This is a genomic window from Chryseobacterium indoltheticum, assembly GCF_003815915.1.
Lineage (GTDB): Bacteria > Bacteroidota > Bacteroidia > Flavobacteriales > Weeksellaceae > Chryseobacterium > Chryseobacterium indoltheticum.
The window spans coordinates 1,056,306-1,073,179 of sequence record NZ_CP033929.1 but is presented as its reverse complement, the minus strand read 5'-3'; the positions used below and the strand labels follow the sequence as shown (position 1 = coordinate 1,073,179).

Below are 16,874 nucleotides of genomic sequence, written 5' to 3'. Positions count from 1 at the left end.
TTTTACAGCCTAAGTTTAAATATATCATATTTACAATTACTTTATTTAGCTGAACATGCTTTAATGAACGCTTTAAATAAAGGATGCGGTGTTGCAACCGTACTCTTATATTCCGGGTGATACTGTACCCCAACGTAGAAAGGATGATCTGTCATTTCAAGCGCTTCTACCAAGCCAGTTTCAGGGTTTGTACCTGTAGCTAAGAAGCCGTTTTTCTCGAATTCCTGAAGATAGTCACTGTTGAATTCATAACGGTGACGGTGTCTTTCAGAAATATTTTTTGTTCCGTAGATATCATATAACTTAGAAGCGTTTTTCAATGAACATTTCCAAGCACCAAGACGCATTGTACCTCCTTTATCCACAACATTTTTCTGCTCTTCCATAATTGAAATTACAGGATCCGGAGTAGATGTATCAAATTCCATTGAGTTGGCTTTTGAATGCCCAAGAACATTTCTTGCAAATTCAATGGTCATAATCTGCATTCCTAAACAAATCCCCAACATCGGAACTTTATTTTCTCTTGCATATTGAGCAGTAAGAACCTTACCTTCAATTCCTCTGTCACCAAAACCTGGAGCAACAAGAATTCCGTCAACACCTTGTAAAGTTTCTTTAATATTTTCAGCAGTAATATCTCCACTATACACCCATCTTACTTTTACTTCAGTTTCAAGGCTTGCCCCTGCATGCTTGAAAGCTTCAGCAATAGAAATATAAGAATCCTGCAGAGAAATATATTTACCTACTAAAGCGATTTCTATCGTTTTTTTAGGATTTTTGAATTTTTTAAGGAACGTTTTCCAGTCTTTAAGATCTGCTTCTTTATCATTTTTAAGATCTAATTCTTTAAGAACTACATCATCGAAATTTTGTTTTTGAAGATACATTGGAACTTCATAGATCGTTTCCAAATCTTTACATTCGATCACATTATCTAAAGAAACATTACAGAATTGAGCCAGTTTTGCTCTCTGATCTTTCGGAATATTGTGTTCTGTTCTGCACACTAAAACATCTGCCATAATTCCGCTTTCCATCAATTGACGAACAGAATGCTGAGATGGTTTTGTTTTTAATTCTCCACTTGAAGCCAAATATGGCAACAAAGTAAGGTGAATTACCATAGAATTTTTCTCACCCAGTTCCCACTTTAGCTGACGTACAGTTTCAATGTAAGGTAAAGATTCTATATCTCCCACAGTTCCACCGATTTCAGTAATAATGATATCGTAGTTCTGTTTAGAAAGAATTTTAATTCTACGTTTGATTTCGTTCGTGATATGAGGAATTACCTGCACTGTTTTTCCAAGGAAATCTCCTTTTCTTTCTTTTTCAATTACAGTTTGGTAGATTTTTCCCGTGGTAACGTTGTTGTTTTGAGAAGTAGGAGCATCAAGATAACGCTCATAGTGTCCTAAATCCAGATCCGTCTCTGCGCCATCTTCGGTTACATAGCATTCTCCGTGTTCATAAGGGTTCAATGTTCCTGGGTCGATGTTAATATAAGGATCCAGTTTTTGGATGGTTACATTAAAGCCGCGTGATTTTAGCAGAAGTCCCAGAGAAGCAGAAACGATTCCCTTTCCCAAAGATGAAGTTACACCTCCTGTCACAAAGATGTACTTTGTATTCTTTTTACTCATTAGATTAGGTTTGTGCAAAGTTAGGGGAAAAAGAAAAGCAAAGCAATTTTGTTGACGTTTTAAATTTTGAAATATTCATTTTTTAGATGAAAAAATAAGTAAAACCGTAAAAGTCATTTGCTAAAATCCTCTCTAACAAACAACAAAAGGTTTCTCAAAACAACTTGAGAAACCTTTCACCTAAACCAAATTATATATGAAAATTATTATTTCGCTACTTCCAAAAATAAAACAACCTCAACATCTTTTGCAATACCTGCTCCCGCTGGATCATATTTAATATTATAATCTAAACGATTTATAGTAAATTTTGCCTGCAAACCTGCAACTTCTTTCCCTTGCTGGTTTTTTGTGATACCTCCAAAAGTTAATGGGATGCTTATTTCTTTCGAAACACCCTTAATCGTCAATTTACCTTTTAACATGTAATTTTTATCTTTTCCTTGTGACACAGCTGCACCTTGAAATTTCATTTCAGGAAACTTTTCTGCATCAAAAAAATCTGCGCTCTTTAAGTGCTTATCTCTGGCCTCCACACCTGTATTGATTGTTTCCGGATAAACAGTAAAATCAAACTTAGCATTATCTAAATTAGCACCCGGAGTTTCTACTTCACCCTGAAACTTATCAAACCTTCCCTGCACAAAGCTTATTCCCATATGTTTAATATTGAAATTAATTGATGAGTGTGCAGGATCTACTCTCCACGTAGATTGTGCAAAAGTGAATGCGCTTACCAAAGCAAAAACAAAGCTTAATAGTATTTTTTTCATTTTTTTTAAATTTATAAAACAAATATAACCACAGTTTCATTATAAATAATTGATCTATGATAACTTCTTGTTTTTTGAAGAGATTATTTTTGAATAAAGAAAAATTATTAGAAGAATAATAATCGAATTTACATATAACAATAAACTGAAAATATTATCCACACAATCAACCTTAAAAGGATTAAAGCAACTCAAAATAAGACTAATTACATAAATTATTTGAAATAAAATTGCTATTTTCAAAATGGAATTATATCTCTTTTTGAATATTAAAACAGTTAAAAAAGCTACAATTGAAACGACCAAACACTCTATCAGTATAAGAAAAGGATACATTCCAAAGTTTCCTCCAGGTAAATTTGTAATATTTAGAGTCAAGACACTTAACAAAAAATTCATCACAGACATAAAAACAATAACCTCAGCACTTTTTAATAAAATATTTTTCATACCCGAAAATTAATTAAAATTAGAAAGAAAAATTCAAAAAAAAATTTGAACTTCGCAGTATGGCAAAACTCAAAACTGCATACTTCTGTCAAAACTGCGGATCGCAATACCCTCAATGGACCGGGCAATGTAAAAATTGTCTCGAATGGAACACTTTGGTAGAAGAAATCGTAGAAAAAACATCTTCAAAAACACCTCCTTTTTCAAAATCGAAGCAAAACGTAATCAACATCATTGAAGTTGAAGCCGTTGAAGAGCCGAGAATAAAAACTCCTTCCGATGAGCTAAACCGTGTCTTGGGAGGCGGAATTGTTTTAGGATCTGTTACCTTAATCGGTGGTGAGCCCGGAATTGGTAAGTCTACTCTGCTTTTGCAGCTTGCGTTGAAAATGAAGAAGAAAATCTTCTATGTTTCAGGAGAAGAAAGTGCTTCTCAGATTAAAATGAGAGCCGACCGTTTAGCAGATGTGAAAAATCCTAATTGTTTTTTATATACCGAAACTTCTTTAGAAAAAATCCTTCATGAAGCTAAAAAACTGGAACCGGATTTCGTTATCATCGATTCTATTCAAACATTACAATCACAGTTGATCGAAAGTTCGCCCGGAACAGTTTCCCAGATTCGGGAATGCTCGAATGAAATTATTAAATATGCCAAAGAAAACAATGTCCCTGTTTTTCTGGTTGGGCACATTACAAAAGACGGTCAAATTGCCGGACCAAAGGTTTTGGAGCACATGGTCGATGTTGTTCTGAATTTCGATGGTGATAGAAACCATCTTTTCAGACTCTTGAGAGCCAATAAAAACCGTTTCGGATCAACTGCAGAGATCGGAATTTACGAAATGGTTTCGCAAGGATTAAAAGAAATAAAAAACCCTTCTGAAATTTTAATTACTAAAAAGTTTGAAGAGCTTTCGGGCAATTCTGTAGCAGTAACGTTAGAAGGAAACCGACCGATGCTGTTGGAAATTCAGGCTTTGGTAAGTACCGCTGTCTACGGAACGCCGCAGAGAAGTTGTACCGGTTTTGATTCTAAAAGGCTCAATATGTTGTTAGCTGTTCTTGAAAAAAGAGCAGGTTTTCAATTGGGTGCAAAAGATGTCTTTTTAAATATTACAGGCGGAATAAAAACCGACGATCCTGCTTTAGATTTAGCGGTTGTCGCATCTATTCTGTCATCAAATGAAGATATTGCTATTTCTGAACATTTTTGTTTTGCTGGTGAAATTGGTTTGAGTGGAGAAATTCGTCCAATTGCGCAGGTCGAACAAAGAATTACGGAGGCTGAAAAATTGGGTTATGAGAAAATTTTCGTTTCTAATTTAAATAAAATTCCAAAGAGAAAATTCGGAATTAAGATTGAAGAAGTAAGTAAAGTTGAGGATTTTCATGAACGATTATTTTCATGACACAAGTTTGCTTAAAAATTTCTATATTAGTCTATGAACTTTCTCGCCCACTCTTTTCTTACTTTCAATGACGGACAAATTGTCGGGCAGTTTCTCGAAGATTTCATCCGAAACAAAGACCGCTATTCTTTCCCGAAAGATATTCAGGATGGGATTACTTTGCATCGTGCAATAGATACATTTACAGATTCGCACCCCGCCATTCACGAGGCAAAAAAAGTTTTCAGTCCGCTTGTAAGGCTTTACGCAGGAGCTTTTGTCGATGTTTCGATGGATTATTTTCTGGCTACAGATCTCAGTTTACATTCGTTGAAAGGCTGGAAAGAACATTCACTAAAGGTTTACAGAGTTCTCAATGAAAATGAGCAATTTCTTTCTGAAAATTTCAAAAAAATGCTTGCAAAAATGGAACATGACGATTGGTTATACAATTACCGGGAAGATTGGGGTATTAAATTCAGCATTCAGAATGTTTTGAATAAAGCGAAATATTTAAATAAGGATATTCCGGTTTTTCAGGCTTTTTTAGACAATAAAGATGCTTTGCAGAAATGTTATGATGATTTTTTTCCTGATCTTTTAGCCCACGCAAAAGCTGAAAATGCTCTTTTACAACTTCAAAAATAATTTCAATTAAAACTGCTGAAATAAATATCTATTCGGATACGTCAGCTTTTCACTTTTACGGTTTCCATTAACGATAATATGAACTAAGTTGATTTGGTCATCAAATAAATTATACAGAAAACTCACTGCAGCTTCCACTTTTTTGGGATTTTCCACTTTCTCAGATTCAAGATAAATATTCACAGATTCGCTGTCTTCTTCATAACCAACGTAATTGATTTTCAAAAACTGATTGTCTGTTTTCAGCTTGAAATATTCAGCGCTGTATTTTTTTAAAGCCTCATTGATTTGGGCTTTATATTTTGCATCATTAAAATGAAATGGCTTTCCGTATTTTTTAGCAAGTCCATTTTCTAAATCGTCTAAGAAAAACCTTCCGGTAATTTCAAAAGTTTTTGATTTTGAATTGTAATTGATTTCTACCGAACCAACGTGATAAGGATGAAATTCTTTTGCAGAAACAAAGGAAGTAAGCCCTAAAAATAAGATTAGAAAACTGATAAAGATTTTTTTAAGAGCTACAAACATTGTAATTATATTTAAAAACAAATATAAAAAAAAGCGGCAATGAAAAACCATTGCCACTTTGCGTATTCTATATTTTATTTATTATTCTTTAATAATTTTCTTTACAATTTTCTTATCATTATCCAAAGTAATATCCAATAAATAAGTTCCTTTCACTAATCCAGATACATTAACCTTATCCTTAGAATTGATATCTAATGTTTTAACTAATCTTCCAGAAGCATCTATAATGGTTATTTTGGCTTTATAATTTTTGCCCAAATCTACCGTTACAAATGTTTTAGCAGGATTGGGATAAATATTAACTCCAGAGTCAGCCTTAATTTCATTAGTTCCTAAGAAGGCAGAAGATGTCCTTATAAAATATCCCCCTAGACCTGTTGCCTGAAAAGTAACTTCCCAATATTGATAGGTATCATTCCATACAATATCAGTAACATTAGGCATAATTATAACGGGTGTACTGCCATAAGATGCTGCGATACCCGTATTGCTCGTCCCAGAATATTTTTCAATTAATAGGTTGGCTTTATTTGACATATCAGTACCGGAAGTCGGTAACTTTACTGTATTCGTCGAATTATAAGCATCAAATTCAGCCTGCTTAAAATATAAAGTCACTTTCCCTGTTGCATTAGCTGTATTTGCATCAGAATTGATTTCATATCTTCTAGATACATAATTTGGTTGTAAATTATCTACCCAAACTTTTGAAGTAACATTTCCTGCTACTGTACTTGCTGTTTCTTTTTCCACTCTTGAAATAAGCTGGCAATTGTTTGCAAAATAATTATATCCGTTTGCAGCTGCAGACATTTTAGTCTGGTTTGTTGTAGCTAAATTTTTAACTTCAGCAACATCTTCATAAATAGTTGCTCTCATTTTTAGATCAAATGTTCTAGAAGCCCAAGTTGTGCCATCGGTAGAAGTTTTTGATCTGCCATCAACCGATACCGCTTCACTTCTTATAGATATTTTTCCGGCAACGCCGTTTAAGACAATATAGAAATCTTTACCCGTAACAGTTTGAATATTCAAATTTGATAAATCTAAATAATTCCATGTATATCTCTGAACATCATTCACCCAAGAAGATATAGCTTTAGTGGCAATAATGTCACCGGGATTACCATTGGCATCAACTTTTCTCACTTGAATATCTGCTGCAAAGTCAGGAGAGATTGCTGATAAACTAGTATGAAATGATACTCCTCCCAACTTCCCAGTTAATGACGGGGTGTAACGAACGGCAAATACGGTGTTACTAAAGTTAGTACCCGTCTCTTGATTTGTTATCAAATAAGGACCATCATAGGTAATTGTTTCCGAATTAGATTCAACACAATTTACTTCATCTGTAAAAGCTTTATAAATATCTAACTTTCCTGATCCCCATCTAGCATTTGGCACAGCTCCGGTGGCTATATCCTGTCTCGCATTATTAGTAAGACGACTTTTTACCTCAGCAGCAGTTAATGTAGGATTAGCCTGTAAAAGTAATGCAACAGCTCCCGCAACTCCGGGAGATGACATACTAGTACCCTGGTTTTTTCTATAAAAATTAGTACCTGCAATAATATCTGTTGATCCTGGAGAAGAATCAGCCGATTTTGAAGAGATCACGTTTTGTCCTGATGCTGTAATTTCAGGCTTTTGAAAACCATCAACTCTTGGCCCTTGTGAACTAAAGCTTGAAATGGATTCTTGAGGACTAATTGTATACTGACCCCCTCCTCCATTAGCAGAGCCATACCAGCTGGCTCTTCCCAAATAAGAGGCTACTGTAATTGCACTTGTCGCATTTCCCGGAGAACCTACAATATATTCATTGTTACCACCTACCAAAGCCGTTGTAACTCCTTCACTGTAGAGCCATCCGTGAGTGGAAATAGGTTGCGCTCCATTATTAGTAACTTCTAGCGTATATGTACCTTGACAGTTGGCAGTAGATCCGGTGACCCTACTAATAATCATCTGTACATATCTTTTATTGTTATTATTACTCCAATAATTATACATTGTTGCTGTGAAGCCTCCTCCCAATATATTATGGCTAGTATTCGAGGATATATTTTGTGTATATTGCTGTCCATCTGGCGCAGTAAGTATTGCTGTTACCGGTGAATCATCATTTGCATACATTAAAAATGAAAATATGGATGATGCTGCAGTATCACTAGACACAGTAAAAGTATAAGTTCCTGTAGCACTTGAAGCAATATCAATTTTTTTATGAATGTCATCGCCATAATCATTACCCGCAGAAATCACCACAACTCTACCCGGACCTGAAGATGTAAAATTATCTACGGCAACTTCATGAGAACCACTACCGTCATGAGCCGATCCTTGCCCCCCTATACTCATGTTAACAACGATCGGTTTATTTAATGCAGTTGCAACATTTTGAAAATAGGTTAAAGCATTGATGGTATTTGTAGTTGGGAATGATCCGTTTCCTCCTTTTACAAAAACAATATCAGCATTGGGGGCAAAGCCTTTATGTCTTTTATCACCAAATGCAGCCCCATTTCCTGCTGCAGTCCCCGCAACGTGTGTTCCGTGCCCATTTGTGTCATTTTCACGAACAAAGTTAGCAGGAGATCCGTCTAATTCATCTTCGATCTGAGCTTTAGTATATTCCACTCCTGTTGAAAATCCTGTTGGTGATGTTTCTGTCCCTTGAGGTGTTAAAGTCTGATCCCAAATAGAATAGATTCTACTTTTCGTTTGATCGGTGACTCCTCTAAAATCAGGATGTTTCCAATCGATACCGGTATCATAAATTCCTACCAAAACTCCGTTTCCGACATATGCTGTATTATTAAAAACGCCATCCTGCAAAAGGCTTGCGCCGGATTGGGCTCTGCTTACATCATTATGAAGCTCATCAAAAGTAGGAGCCATAATAGACTCCACATAAGGAAGTTGAAGAAGTTTCTCAATATCTTCAATGGTAACTAATGCTGTAGCAAAATTTGGTAATTGACTTTGTACTAGAATACCTTCAGCTTTTAATTTTTCGGGTGCTTTCGTATAGATAATACATGAATACATCGTTTGCGCTCCTGCTGATGTCACAACCAGATGTTTGTCCAGTTTCATTTCGGGTTGCTCTAGTTCCTTAATAAGTCCTTCTTTTGACAACGTTTCTCTGTTTTGTAGCAAAATATCAAATCGATAATCCAGCTTTTGTACTTGTCCAAAAAAGGTACAAGAAAAAAATACCAGTAAAGCAACAGTAACATTCCTAAGAACTGTGTTTTCTTTTTTTGGAATATGTACTTTTGTAGAAAATAATTTTTTTAGTTTCATATATTGTAGTTTTAAAAAACAATTATACAATTTTTATCTAAAACTTTAAATAATTATTTAATTTTTAACATTTTAACTATTTTATTGTATTTAAAATAATTAAACCATTATTTATAACAATAATTAAAAATATTAACTCATAATTAAAATGCACGACTTTTTATTCTATTTAAAACTCGGATGGGAACATATAATTTCATTGGATGCGCTTGATCATCAGCTTTTTGTATTAGCTTTAATTGCTGTTTACACCTTCAAAGAATGGAAAAAAATTCTGATTCTTGTAACTGCATTTACAATCGGGCATTCTGTAACATTAGCTTTAAGCATTCTCGATGTGGTAAGACTTCCTTCAGATTGGGTTGAGTTTTTGATTCCGCTGACGATTGTTTTAACGGCTGCCGGAAATATTCTAATGAAAAATAAAAAACAGTCTCAGGATAAAACCAATTATTATTTAGCCTTATTTTTCGGATTAATTCACGGCTTAGGCTTTGCCAATACCGCAAGAGTTATGATTGCCAAAAGCCAAAGCATTGCTGTTCCGCTTTTAGGATTTAATATTGGTTTGGAAGCGGGGCAAATCGTGATTGTTTTTGCTATTTTAGTATTGCTTTTCATTTTATTAAGTCTTTTCAAAGTCAACAAAAAAGACTGGATTCTTTTTGTATCATCGGGAGTCTTCGCATTAGCTTTAAAAATGACTTTAGAGAGAATTCCTTTTTAAGCTAACATCTGAAATTAAAAATATACTTATCGTAATCAATAATAAAAAAATCATTACGCAGGTTGCCATTAAATATCCATTATCAAGATTAAAATAAATTCCTCCCACCAAACTTACCCCAAATCCAATAGAAATTTGTTGTATCGTCAAATAAACTCCTGTTGCAAGCGAAGTAATTGAAACAGGTAATTTTCTCATTGCGTTGGTAAACATAGAAGGCAAAACAATTCCGCATCCTATTCCGTAAAAGAATAAAACCACAGAAATAATTGATAAATTTATGGCTGGTGTATTAACTGCATAAATATGACCAACAAGTCCTAAAACCATGATCAGTAAACCGAAAACAATAAATTTCTCCTGATATTTATTTAAAAATCTCACCGATAATAAAGATGCTAAAACATAGCCAATTCCTTGGCAGGCAAACAATAACCCTGTTTTTGTAGAGCTCAAATGATGATGTTCTTCAAAAAAATTGGCATTGATGAAAAAATAAGAATCCTGAACCAGATAATAAGTTACGGCTGCTAAAAGTGCAATTTTAAAACTTTGATATAAAAAAGGTTTCATATTGATCAAAACCTCTTTTCCCTTTTTAAATTTCCTTTTTTGATTTAAAATAAAAAGAATCAAACCGGTTAAAGATAAAAGCAGTAACAGAATATTATTTGTCCTCCAACCTTCTTCACCACTGATGACAATTGCATACATCAAAACAATCAGGAGAATAATCAATATCATTTGTGGAAAGATTTGTATAGATTCTTTTCCTTTAATTTCAACTTCTTTAAGATATTTATTAGCCAAAATAATGACCAAAATTGCAATTGGAATATTAATAAAGAAAACAAGTCGCCACGCATCAAAACTCAAATGAAGATCAGGAATTACACCTCCTAAAACCTGTCCTATAACCGAGGCGATTCCTGCAATTGCACCATAAATACCTAAAGCTTTCACTCTTTCTTCTTCAATTTTAAAAACATTCGATATTAAGGCAACGCCTTGCGGAACCATAAAAGCAGCCGAAATCCCCTGAAAAAGCCGACTTACATTCAATGCTGTTGCAGAAGTAGCATTTCCACAAAAAAATGAAAACACCATAAAGCTGAACATGGAAACTATAAAGATTTTCTTATGCCCATATTTGTTCCCTATTTTACTTCCCGTAATCAGAAAAGCACCGTAGCCGATAATATAAAAGACGATTATAAACTGCGTTTCGGCGGTACTTGCGTTGATAGAATTTTTGATGGATGGTATTGCAATATTAACAATGAAAAGATCCAGAATACATAAAAAAATTGACATCGAAATGACTATTAAACTCAGCCATTTGTTAAACTCTCGAAAATTTCTCATTTTCATTGATAATATTTTAACTTTACGACTTCAAAAGTAAGAACCTCAAATCCTGCTGTCAAGTAGGTAAGAAAAACATACTCAGTATGAATTTTAATACTAATTCTGATAATGAAACCGTTAGCTGTACAGAAAATTTCCTTTTTCTGGCAAATAATTGCTACGCAGAGCACGCTTTGAAGATGATCAATGGAAAATGGAAGATTTCTCTGATAAAAATTATCGCTAATGAATGCCCAAAAAGATTCGGAGTTCTGAAGCGGGAATTAGATAATTTAGCACAGGGAACATTAACCACGATTTTAAAAGAATTGGAAAATGACGGTCTTATTTTGAGAATTGCTTATGCTGAAATTCCTCCGAGAGTAGAATATAAATTAACAGAAAAAGGGATTGCCTTTTTGCCTATTATAAAATCAATGGAAGACTGGTGGTTAGCTTTTCCTGAAAACAATTAAAAATATTAACTATGAAATTTAAAGTTGCTGCACTTTCAGTTCTATTTTATATCGGTGCTTTTGCTCAAAATATTCAAAACAATCCGGGTAGCAACCACGGAAACAGATTTGAGCAACTGGGAACCATTCTTCCCACACCTAATGTTTACAGAACAGCTTCCGGAGCTCCGGGACAGGCATATTGGCAAAACAGGGCAGATTACGACATCACCGCATATTTAGATGAAGATAAAAGAAATCTTAAAGGCTCTGAAACGGTTACCTATCACAATAATTCACCCGATGATTTAGATTACATTTGGTTACAGTTGGATGAGAACCAACAATCGACAGTCAAAAAAGCAGATTACCAATTTTCTGCTACTCTTCCGAAATCTTTAAATGATCAGCAGTTAAAGACTACAGATATCCCTACAAAAGATAATGGATACGGCGTTAATTTGGAAAAAGTAACCGATGCTTCAGGAAATCCTTTGAAATATACTGTCAACAAAACCATGATGCGTATTGATTTGCCTAAAGTTCTTAAAAAAGGTGAAAAATTTATCTTTAAGGTTGATTGGAATTACAATATTCCGAATCGTATACAAATGGGCGGTCGTGGCGGTTATGAAAATTTCGCAGAAGATGGAAACGATCTTTATACGATTACGCAATGGTTCCCAAGAATGTGCGTGTACAGCGATTTTCAGGGATGGCAAAATCATCAGTTTACAGGAAGAGGCGAATTTGCTTTAGTTTTTGGAAATTATAAAGTTTCGATGAATGTTCCTGCTGATCACATTATTGGCGGAACCGGTGAATGTAAAAATTACGATCAGGTTTTAACTTCTGAACAATTATCAAGATATAAAAAATCTCAGAATTCTACTGAACCTGTAGAAATTGTTACTTTGGATGAAGCTAAAAAAGCAGAAAAAAATCATTCAAAACAAAGAAAAACTTGGGTTTTTGAAGCGAAAGACGTGAGAGATTTTGCATGGACTTCTTCAAGAAAATTTGTTTGGGATGCAATGGGTGTTACGATTCCCGAAAACAATAATAAAGTAATGGCAATGAGTTTCTATCCAAAAGAAGCTTATGGTTTATACAGAAAATATTCTACAAAAGCTATCGCGCATACAATTAAAACATATTCAGAATTCACAATTCCATATCCTTATCCGGTTGCACAATCTGTGGAAGCTTCCAACGGAATGGAATATCCGATGATCTGTTTCAATTTTGGAAGAACAGAAAAAGACGGAACTTATTCTGAAGGTACCAAAAACGGAATGATCGGTGTGATTATTCATGAAGTTGGGCACAACTTTTTCCCAATGATCATCAATTCAGACGAAAGACAATGGAGCTGGATGGATGAAGGTTTAAATACGTTCACCGAATATTTAACGGAAGAAAAATGGGATAATAAATTCCCTTCAAAACGTGGCCCGGCCTGGACGATTGTTGATTATATGAAACTTCCGAAAGATCAGCTGGAACCCATCATGAGTAATTCTGAAAACATTATTCAGTTTGGTCCGAATGCTTATTCAAAACCTGCAACAGGATTGAATATTCTTCGTGAAACGATTATGGGAAGAGAACTTTTCGACAAAGCATTTAAAACATATTCTAAAAGATGGGCTTTTAAACATCCTGAGCCTGCAGATTTTTTCAGAACGATGGAGGATGCAAGCGGTGAAGATCTAGACTGGTTCTGGAGAGGATGGTTTTACGGAACAGATCCGGTAGATATTGCCATCGATAAAGTGACCATTGCAAATCCTGATTTCAATACTGTAAAAGAAGCTAACGAAACGAAATATAATGTTGAAAAACCTTTGCAGAATGAGTTTGAGGATATTTCAAAAATCAGAAATAAAGAAGATAAAACAATTGCATTTGAAGTAGAAAAAGATCAAGATCTGCAAGATTTCTATTACCGTTATGACCGCGGTCAGGAAAAAGTAGATACCAAAAAAGAGTACAGCTTCAAAACTGAAGGTAGTGTAGCTTTAGAAAAAAAAGACCAGGATAAATTAAAAAATATCACAGCCTATCAAATTGATTTTGTAAACAAAGGAGGTTTGGTAATGCCTGTTATTTTGGAATTTACCTTTGAAGACGGTTCAAAATTAAAAGATAAATCGTCAGCTCAAATCTGGAGACATAACGAGAAAAAAATTTCGAAGACGTTTTATTTTGACAAAAAATTAAAATCAATTCAGCTTGATCCGATGAGAGAAACGGCAGATATTGATACTTCAAACAATTTCTGGAGCAATGACGGCAGCTCTTCTGAGACTTCAAAATTCCAGGTTTTCAAAGAAAAGCAAAACGGAACAGTAAGAGGTGGCGCCAATGGAAAGGTTAATCCGATGCAGGCTGCAGGAAATAAAAAGTAAAAAAAATAGACTGTCTCTTAAAGACAGTCTATTTTTTTAATAGCATTGAAATTAACTACAAAATTGAAAAAGTGGATACAATTGTACTTTTTTCATCAAGTGAATTGGGATTTGTGATTGTAATTCCATACTCACCTGCAGGTTTATCTATTAATGTAATCAAATAAGAACTATTTCCATACTTTTTTGCTGTAAAATTCAAATAGTGTAATTTATTTGTTTTAGTAGTTCCCCAATTATTGGTAGAAGCTACTTCCGCTCTTCTATACCTTTTATTAGAATCAAATTCAAAAATTTTCACAATTGCCATCGGATCTGTATTGTTATCCACAGCTCTCACAATAAACTGAATATTATCAGGTTTTAATTTTGTTTTCGAACAACAGCCTTCAATCTGTAATTTAGCTTTTACACTTCCGAAACCTGTAATTACCATTCCGGCATTCATGGCAGATCGCGTTTGTGTTACATGCTTTTCTAAAAGTTCTGCATCACCACCAGATTTTAAAACCATACATTCTCCAATAAATTCAGGCTCCTGAACACTTTGTGCATAAGAATTTGCACCTAAAAAAGTCATCGCTGCAACTGCAGCAGTAATTAATAATTTTTTCATTCTAAAAGTATTTGTATTTTTTTTAAAAATAAGCTTTTTTCCAATATCTTAAACATTTTTTTTCTGCCAAAATTTCACATCTTAAAAAAAAAATCTGCCAAAAATCTACTTACAGTTGGTTGGCACGCATTTAGAGAATTACAACACAGAAATAATTAAAAAATAAAATATATTATGTCAGTAAACTTTAAACCCTTAGCAGACAGAGTTTTGATCGAGCCGATCGCTGCAGAAACTAAAACAGCTTCAGGTATTATTATCCCAGACACTGCGAAAGAAAAACCTCAAGAAGGTACAGTAGTAGCAGTAGGTCCTGGTAAAAAAGATGAGCCTACAACTGTACAGGTAGGTGACAAAGTTCTTTATGGAAAATATTCAGGTTCTGAATTAAAATTAGACGGAAAAGATTTCTTAATCGTAAAAGAGGCAGATTTACTTGGTGTAATCGGGTAACTGCTTTTTGCTATTGGCTTCTAGCTGATGGCTTAATGCATGAAAATTAGTATGAGAGATTTTAAAAAATTTGAAGTTTGGCAATTAAGTCATCAAATAACTTTAAAAATTTATACTTCAACTAAAAACTTTTCCAAAGGAAGAAATTTTTGAATTGACCTCTCAGATCAGAAGATCATTTGCTTCAATAGGATATAATATTTCGGAAGGAATTGGTAGAAATTCAGATAAAGAATTTGCTAATTTTATCAATATTGCTTTAGGATCATCTAATGAAGCTGAAAACCAATTAATTCTAGCTAAAGATTTAGAATATATCAACGAAAGTGATTATCGAGATCTTTTTGAAGAGTTAACAATATTAAAAAAGAAGCTTGTTTCCTTATGGAATAAGCTAAGACAAAATTAAAAACATTAACAATAAACTTGCGAATTGCTAAAGCCAAAAGCCAAAAGCAAATCGCCAAAAGCTAAAATAATATGGCAAAAGAAATAAAATTCGATATCGAGTCAAGAGACGCTTTAAAAAGAGGTGTTGATGCATTGGCTAATGCAGTAAAAGTAACTTTAGGACCAAAAGGTAGAAACGTTGTCATCGAAAAATCTTTCGGTGCACCTCACGTTACTAAAGATGGTGTTTCTGTAGCAAAAGAAATCGAACTTGAAGACAGAGTAGAAAACATGGGAGCGCAAATGGTAAAAGAAGTTGCTTCTAAAACCAATGATATCGCAGGAGATGGTACTACTACCGCTACTGTTTTGGCACAGGCTATCGTAAGAGAAGGTCTTAAGAATGTAGCTGCAGGTGCAAACCCAATGGACTTGAAAAGAGGAATCGACAAAGCAGTAACTGCTGTTGTTGCTAACCTTAAAGAACAGTCTAAAGAAGTTGGTGATTCTACAGAAATGGTGAAGCAAGTAGCTTCAGTTTCTGCAAACAACGACGAAACAATCGGATCTTTGATCGCTGAAGCTTTCGGAAAAGTGGGTAAAGAAGGAGTTATTACTGTAGAAGAAGCTAAAGGTATCGATACAACTGTAGATGTTGTAGAAGGTATGCAGTTCGACAGAGGATATCAGTCGCCTTACTTCGTGACGAATCCTGAGAAAATGTTAACTGAGCTTGAAAACCCATATATTCTTTTAGTTGAGAAAAAAATCTCTTCAATGAAAGAATTGCTTCCTGTTCTTGAGCCTATCGCACAAAGCGGAAAATCTTTATTGATTATTTCTGAAGAAGTTGAAGGTGAAGCTTTGGCAACTTTAGTGGTAAACAAATTAAGAGGTTCTCTAAAAATTGCTGCTGTAAAAGCTCCAGGATTTGGTGACAGAAGAAAAGCAATGTTGGAAGATATCGCTATCTTAACTGGCGGACAGGTAATTTCTGAAGAGCAAGGTTTCACAATGGAAAATATCTCTCTGGATATGCTGGGAACTGCTGAGAAAGTATCGATCGACAAAGACAACACAACTGTTGTAAACGGTGGTGGTGAAGAAAGCAAGATCAAAGGCAGAGTAAACCAGATCAAAGCTCAGATGGAAACTACGACTTCTGACTACGACAAAGAAAAACTACAGGAGAGATTGGCTAAATTAGCTGGTGGTGTTGCCGTACTTTATGTAGGTGCAGCTTCTGAAGTTGAAATGAAAGAGAAAAAAGACAGAGTTGACGATGCATTAAACGCTACGAGAGCAGCTGTTGAAGAAGGTATTGTTGCTGGTGGTGGTGTTGCTTTGGTAAGAGCTATTGATGCTTTGCAAAACCTTGAAGGAATCAATGCTGACGAAACTACTGGTATTAAAATCGTAAAAAGAGCAATCGAAGAGCCATTAAGACAAATCGTTGCCAACGCAGGAGGTGAAGGTTCTGTAATCGTTGCTAAAGTTGCTGAAGGCAGCGGAGATTTCGGATACAATGCTAAAACTGACGAGTATGTAAATATGCTTGAAGCAGGTATCATCGATCCCACGAAAGTAACAAGAGTTGCCCTTGAAAACGCAGCTTCAGTTTCTGGAATGCTATTAACAACAGAGTGTGTAATCACTGAAATTAAGAGCGCAGAACCTGCTATGCCAATGGGAGGTGGAATGCCAGGAATGATGTAACGGTC

At 34.7% G+C, this 16,874-nt stretch carries 14 protein-coding genes; 8 read left to right on the top strand and 6 right to left on the bottom strand.

Annotation, left to right across the window (positions count from 1 at the left end):
* Positions 1-41 precede the first annotated feature (41 nt).
* Both EG358_RS04990 and EG358_RS04985 read right to left on the bottom strand, forming a co-directional pair.
* Entirely contained in the window at positions 42-1,649 is a 1,608-nt protein-coding gene (locus EG358_RS04990; protein WP_076558002.1) for a CTP synthase, read from the bottom strand.
* Between the two features lie 206 nt (positions 1,650-1,855).
* Positions 1,856-2,422 carry a YceI family protein gene (locus tag EG358_RS04985; protein WP_076558000.1) on the bottom strand — a complete coding sequence of 189 codons (567 nt, stop codon included), beginning with the start codon at positions 2,420-2,422 and terminating at the stop codon, positions 1,856-1,858.
* Positions 2,423-2,931: 509 nt separating this feature from the next.
* On the opposite strand from EG358_RS04985, the gene radA reads away from it, so the two are divergent.
* Together radA and EG358_RS04975 are read left to right on the top strand one after the other, a co-directional pair.
* Complete coding sequence (gene radA, locus EG358_RS04980; protein WP_076557997.1) at positions 2,932-4,284, top strand: DNA repair protein RadA; 1,353 nt, start codon at positions 2,932-2,934, stop codon at positions 4,282-4,284.
* Positions 4,285-4,317: 33 nt separating this feature from the next.
* Positions 4,318-4,911 (top strand): acyl carrier protein phosphodiesterase, encoded by a 594-nt coding sequence (locus EG358_RS04975; RefSeq protein ID WP_076557995.1) that lies wholly within the window; start codon positions 4,318-4,320, stop codon positions 4,909-4,911.
* 6 nt (positions 4,912-4,917) lie between these two features.
* Here EG358_RS04975 and EG358_RS04970 read toward each other — a convergent pair whose 3' ends face one another.
* Together EG358_RS04970 and EG358_RS04965 are read right to left on the bottom strand one after the other, a co-directional pair.
* Positions 4,918-5,439: a DUF6702 family protein gene (locus EG358_RS04970; RefSeq protein ID WP_076557993.1), complete on the bottom strand. Its 522-nt coding sequence runs from the start codon at positions 5,437-5,439 to the stop codon at positions 4,918-4,920.
* A gap of 81 nt (positions 5,440-5,520) precedes the next feature.
* The gene (locus tag EG358_RS04965) at positions 5,521-8,754 is read right to left on the bottom strand and encodes a S8 family peptidase (protein WP_076557992.1); all 3,234 of its coding nucleotides are present in this window, start codon (positions 8,752-8,754) and stop codon (positions 5,521-5,523) included.
* Positions 8,755-8,902: 148 nt separating this feature from the next.
* On the opposite strand from EG358_RS04965, the gene EG358_RS04960 reads away from it, so the two are divergent.
* Positions 8,903-9,481 carry a HupE/UreJ family protein gene (locus tag EG358_RS04960; RefSeq protein ID WP_076557990.1) on the top strand — a complete coding sequence of 193 codons (579 nt, stop codon included), beginning with the start codon at positions 8,903-8,905 and terminating at the stop codon, positions 9,479-9,481.
* Here the strand turns inward: EG358_RS04960 and EG358_RS04955 are convergent.
* Positions 9,461-10,795, bottom strand: coding sequence for an MFS transporter (locus EG358_RS04955; RefSeq protein ID WP_228421263.1), 1,335 nt, complete (start codon positions 10,793-10,795; stop codon positions 9,461-9,463). The genes EG358_RS04960 and EG358_RS04955 overlap by 21 nt on opposite strands.
* Positions 10,796-10,932: 137 nt before the next feature.
* Here EG358_RS04955 and EG358_RS04950 point away from each other — a divergent pair, with 137 nt between their 5' ends.
* Together EG358_RS04950 and EG358_RS04945 are read left to right on the top strand one after the other, a co-directional pair.
* Complete coding sequence (locus EG358_RS04950; RefSeq protein WP_066681811.1) at positions 10,933-11,304, top strand: winged helix-turn-helix transcriptional regulator; 372 nt, start codon at positions 10,933-10,935, stop codon at positions 11,302-11,304.
* Positions 11,305-11,315: 11 nt separating this feature from the next.
* A complete protein-coding gene (locus EG358_RS04945) occupies positions 11,316-13,694 on the top strand; it encodes a M1 family metallopeptidase (RefSeq protein WP_076557989.1) in 2,379 nt (792 codons plus the stop codon).
* Positions 13,695-13,749: 55 nt separating this feature from the next.
* Here the strand turns inward: EG358_RS04945 and EG358_RS04940 are convergent, their stop codons facing one another.
* Positions 13,750-14,310 carry a hypothetical protein gene (locus tag EG358_RS04940; protein ID WP_076557987.1) on the bottom strand — a complete coding sequence of 187 codons (561 nt, stop codon included), beginning with the start codon at positions 14,308-14,310 and terminating at the stop codon, positions 13,750-13,752.
* A 174-nt stretch (positions 14,311-14,484) separates the two neighbouring features.
* On the opposite strand from EG358_RS04940, the gene EG358_RS04935 reads away from it, so the two are divergent.
* The 3 genes from EG358_RS04935 (at position 14,485) to groL (ending at position 16,869) form a co-directional block, all read left to right on the top strand.
* The gene (locus EG358_RS04935) at positions 14,485-14,763 is read left to right on the top strand and encodes a co-chaperone GroES (RefSeq protein ID WP_076557986.1); all 279 of its coding nucleotides are present in this window, start codon (positions 14,485-14,487) and stop codon (positions 14,761-14,763) included.
* Between the two features lie 154 nt (positions 14,764-14,917).
* Complete coding sequence (locus EG358_RS04930; RefSeq protein ID WP_262487796.1) at positions 14,918-15,172, top strand: four helix bundle protein; 255 nt, start codon at positions 14,918-14,920, stop codon at positions 15,170-15,172.
* 71 nt (positions 15,173-15,243) lie between these two features.
* On the top strand, positions 15,244-16,869 hold the full coding sequence (gene groL / locus EG358_RS04925; RefSeq protein WP_076557984.1) for a chaperonin GroEL: 1,626 nt from the start codon (positions 15,244-15,246) through the stop codon (positions 16,867-16,869).
* Positions 16,870-16,874: the final 5 nt, after the last annotated feature.

Coding starts and splice junctions, on each gene's coding strand:
- EG358_RS04990 (WP_076558002.1), bottom strand. CDS start 1,649: ATGAGTAAAAAGAATACAAAGTACATCTTTGTGACAGGAGGTGTAACT.
- EG358_RS04985 (WP_076558000.1), bottom strand. CDS start 2,422: ATGAAAAAAATACTATTAAGCTTTGTTTTTGCTTTGGTAAGCGCATTC.
- radA (WP_076557997.1), top strand. CDS start 2,932: ATGGCAAAACTCAAAACTGCATACTTCTGTCAAAACTGCGGATCGCAA.
- EG358_RS04975 (WP_076557995.1), top strand. CDS start 4,318: ATGAACTTTCTCGCCCACTCTTTTCTTACTTTCAATGACGGACAAATT.
- EG358_RS04970 (WP_076557993.1), bottom strand. CDS start 5,439: ATGTTTGTAGCTCTTAAAAAAATCTTTATCAGTTTTCTAATCTTATTT.
- EG358_RS04965 (WP_076557992.1), bottom strand. CDS start 8,754: ATGAAACTAAAAAAATTATTTTCTACAAAAGTACATATTCCAAAAAAA.
- EG358_RS04960 (WP_076557990.1), top strand. CDS start 8,903: ATGCACGACTTTTTATTCTATTTAAAACTCGGATGGGAACATATAATT.
- EG358_RS04955 (WP_228421263.1), bottom strand. CDS start 10,795: ATGTCAATTTTTTTATGTATTCTGGATCTTTTCATTGTTAATATTGCA.
- EG358_RS04950 (WP_066681811.1), top strand. CDS start 10,933: ATGAATTTTAATACTAATTCTGATAATGAAACCGTTAGCTGTACAGAA.
- EG358_RS04945 (WP_076557989.1), top strand. CDS start 11,316: ATGAAATTTAAAGTTGCTGCACTTTCAGTTCTATTTTATATCGGTGCT.
- EG358_RS04940 (WP_076557987.1), bottom strand. CDS start 14,310: ATGAAAAAATTATTAATTACTGCTGCAGTTGCAGCGATGACTTTTTTA.
- EG358_RS04935 (WP_076557986.1), top strand. CDS start 14,485: ATGTCAGTAAACTTTAAACCCTTAGCAGACAGAGTTTTGATCGAGCCG.
- groL (WP_076557984.1), top strand. CDS start 15,244: ATGGCAAAAGAAATAAAATTCGATATCGAGTCAAGAGACGCTTTAAAA.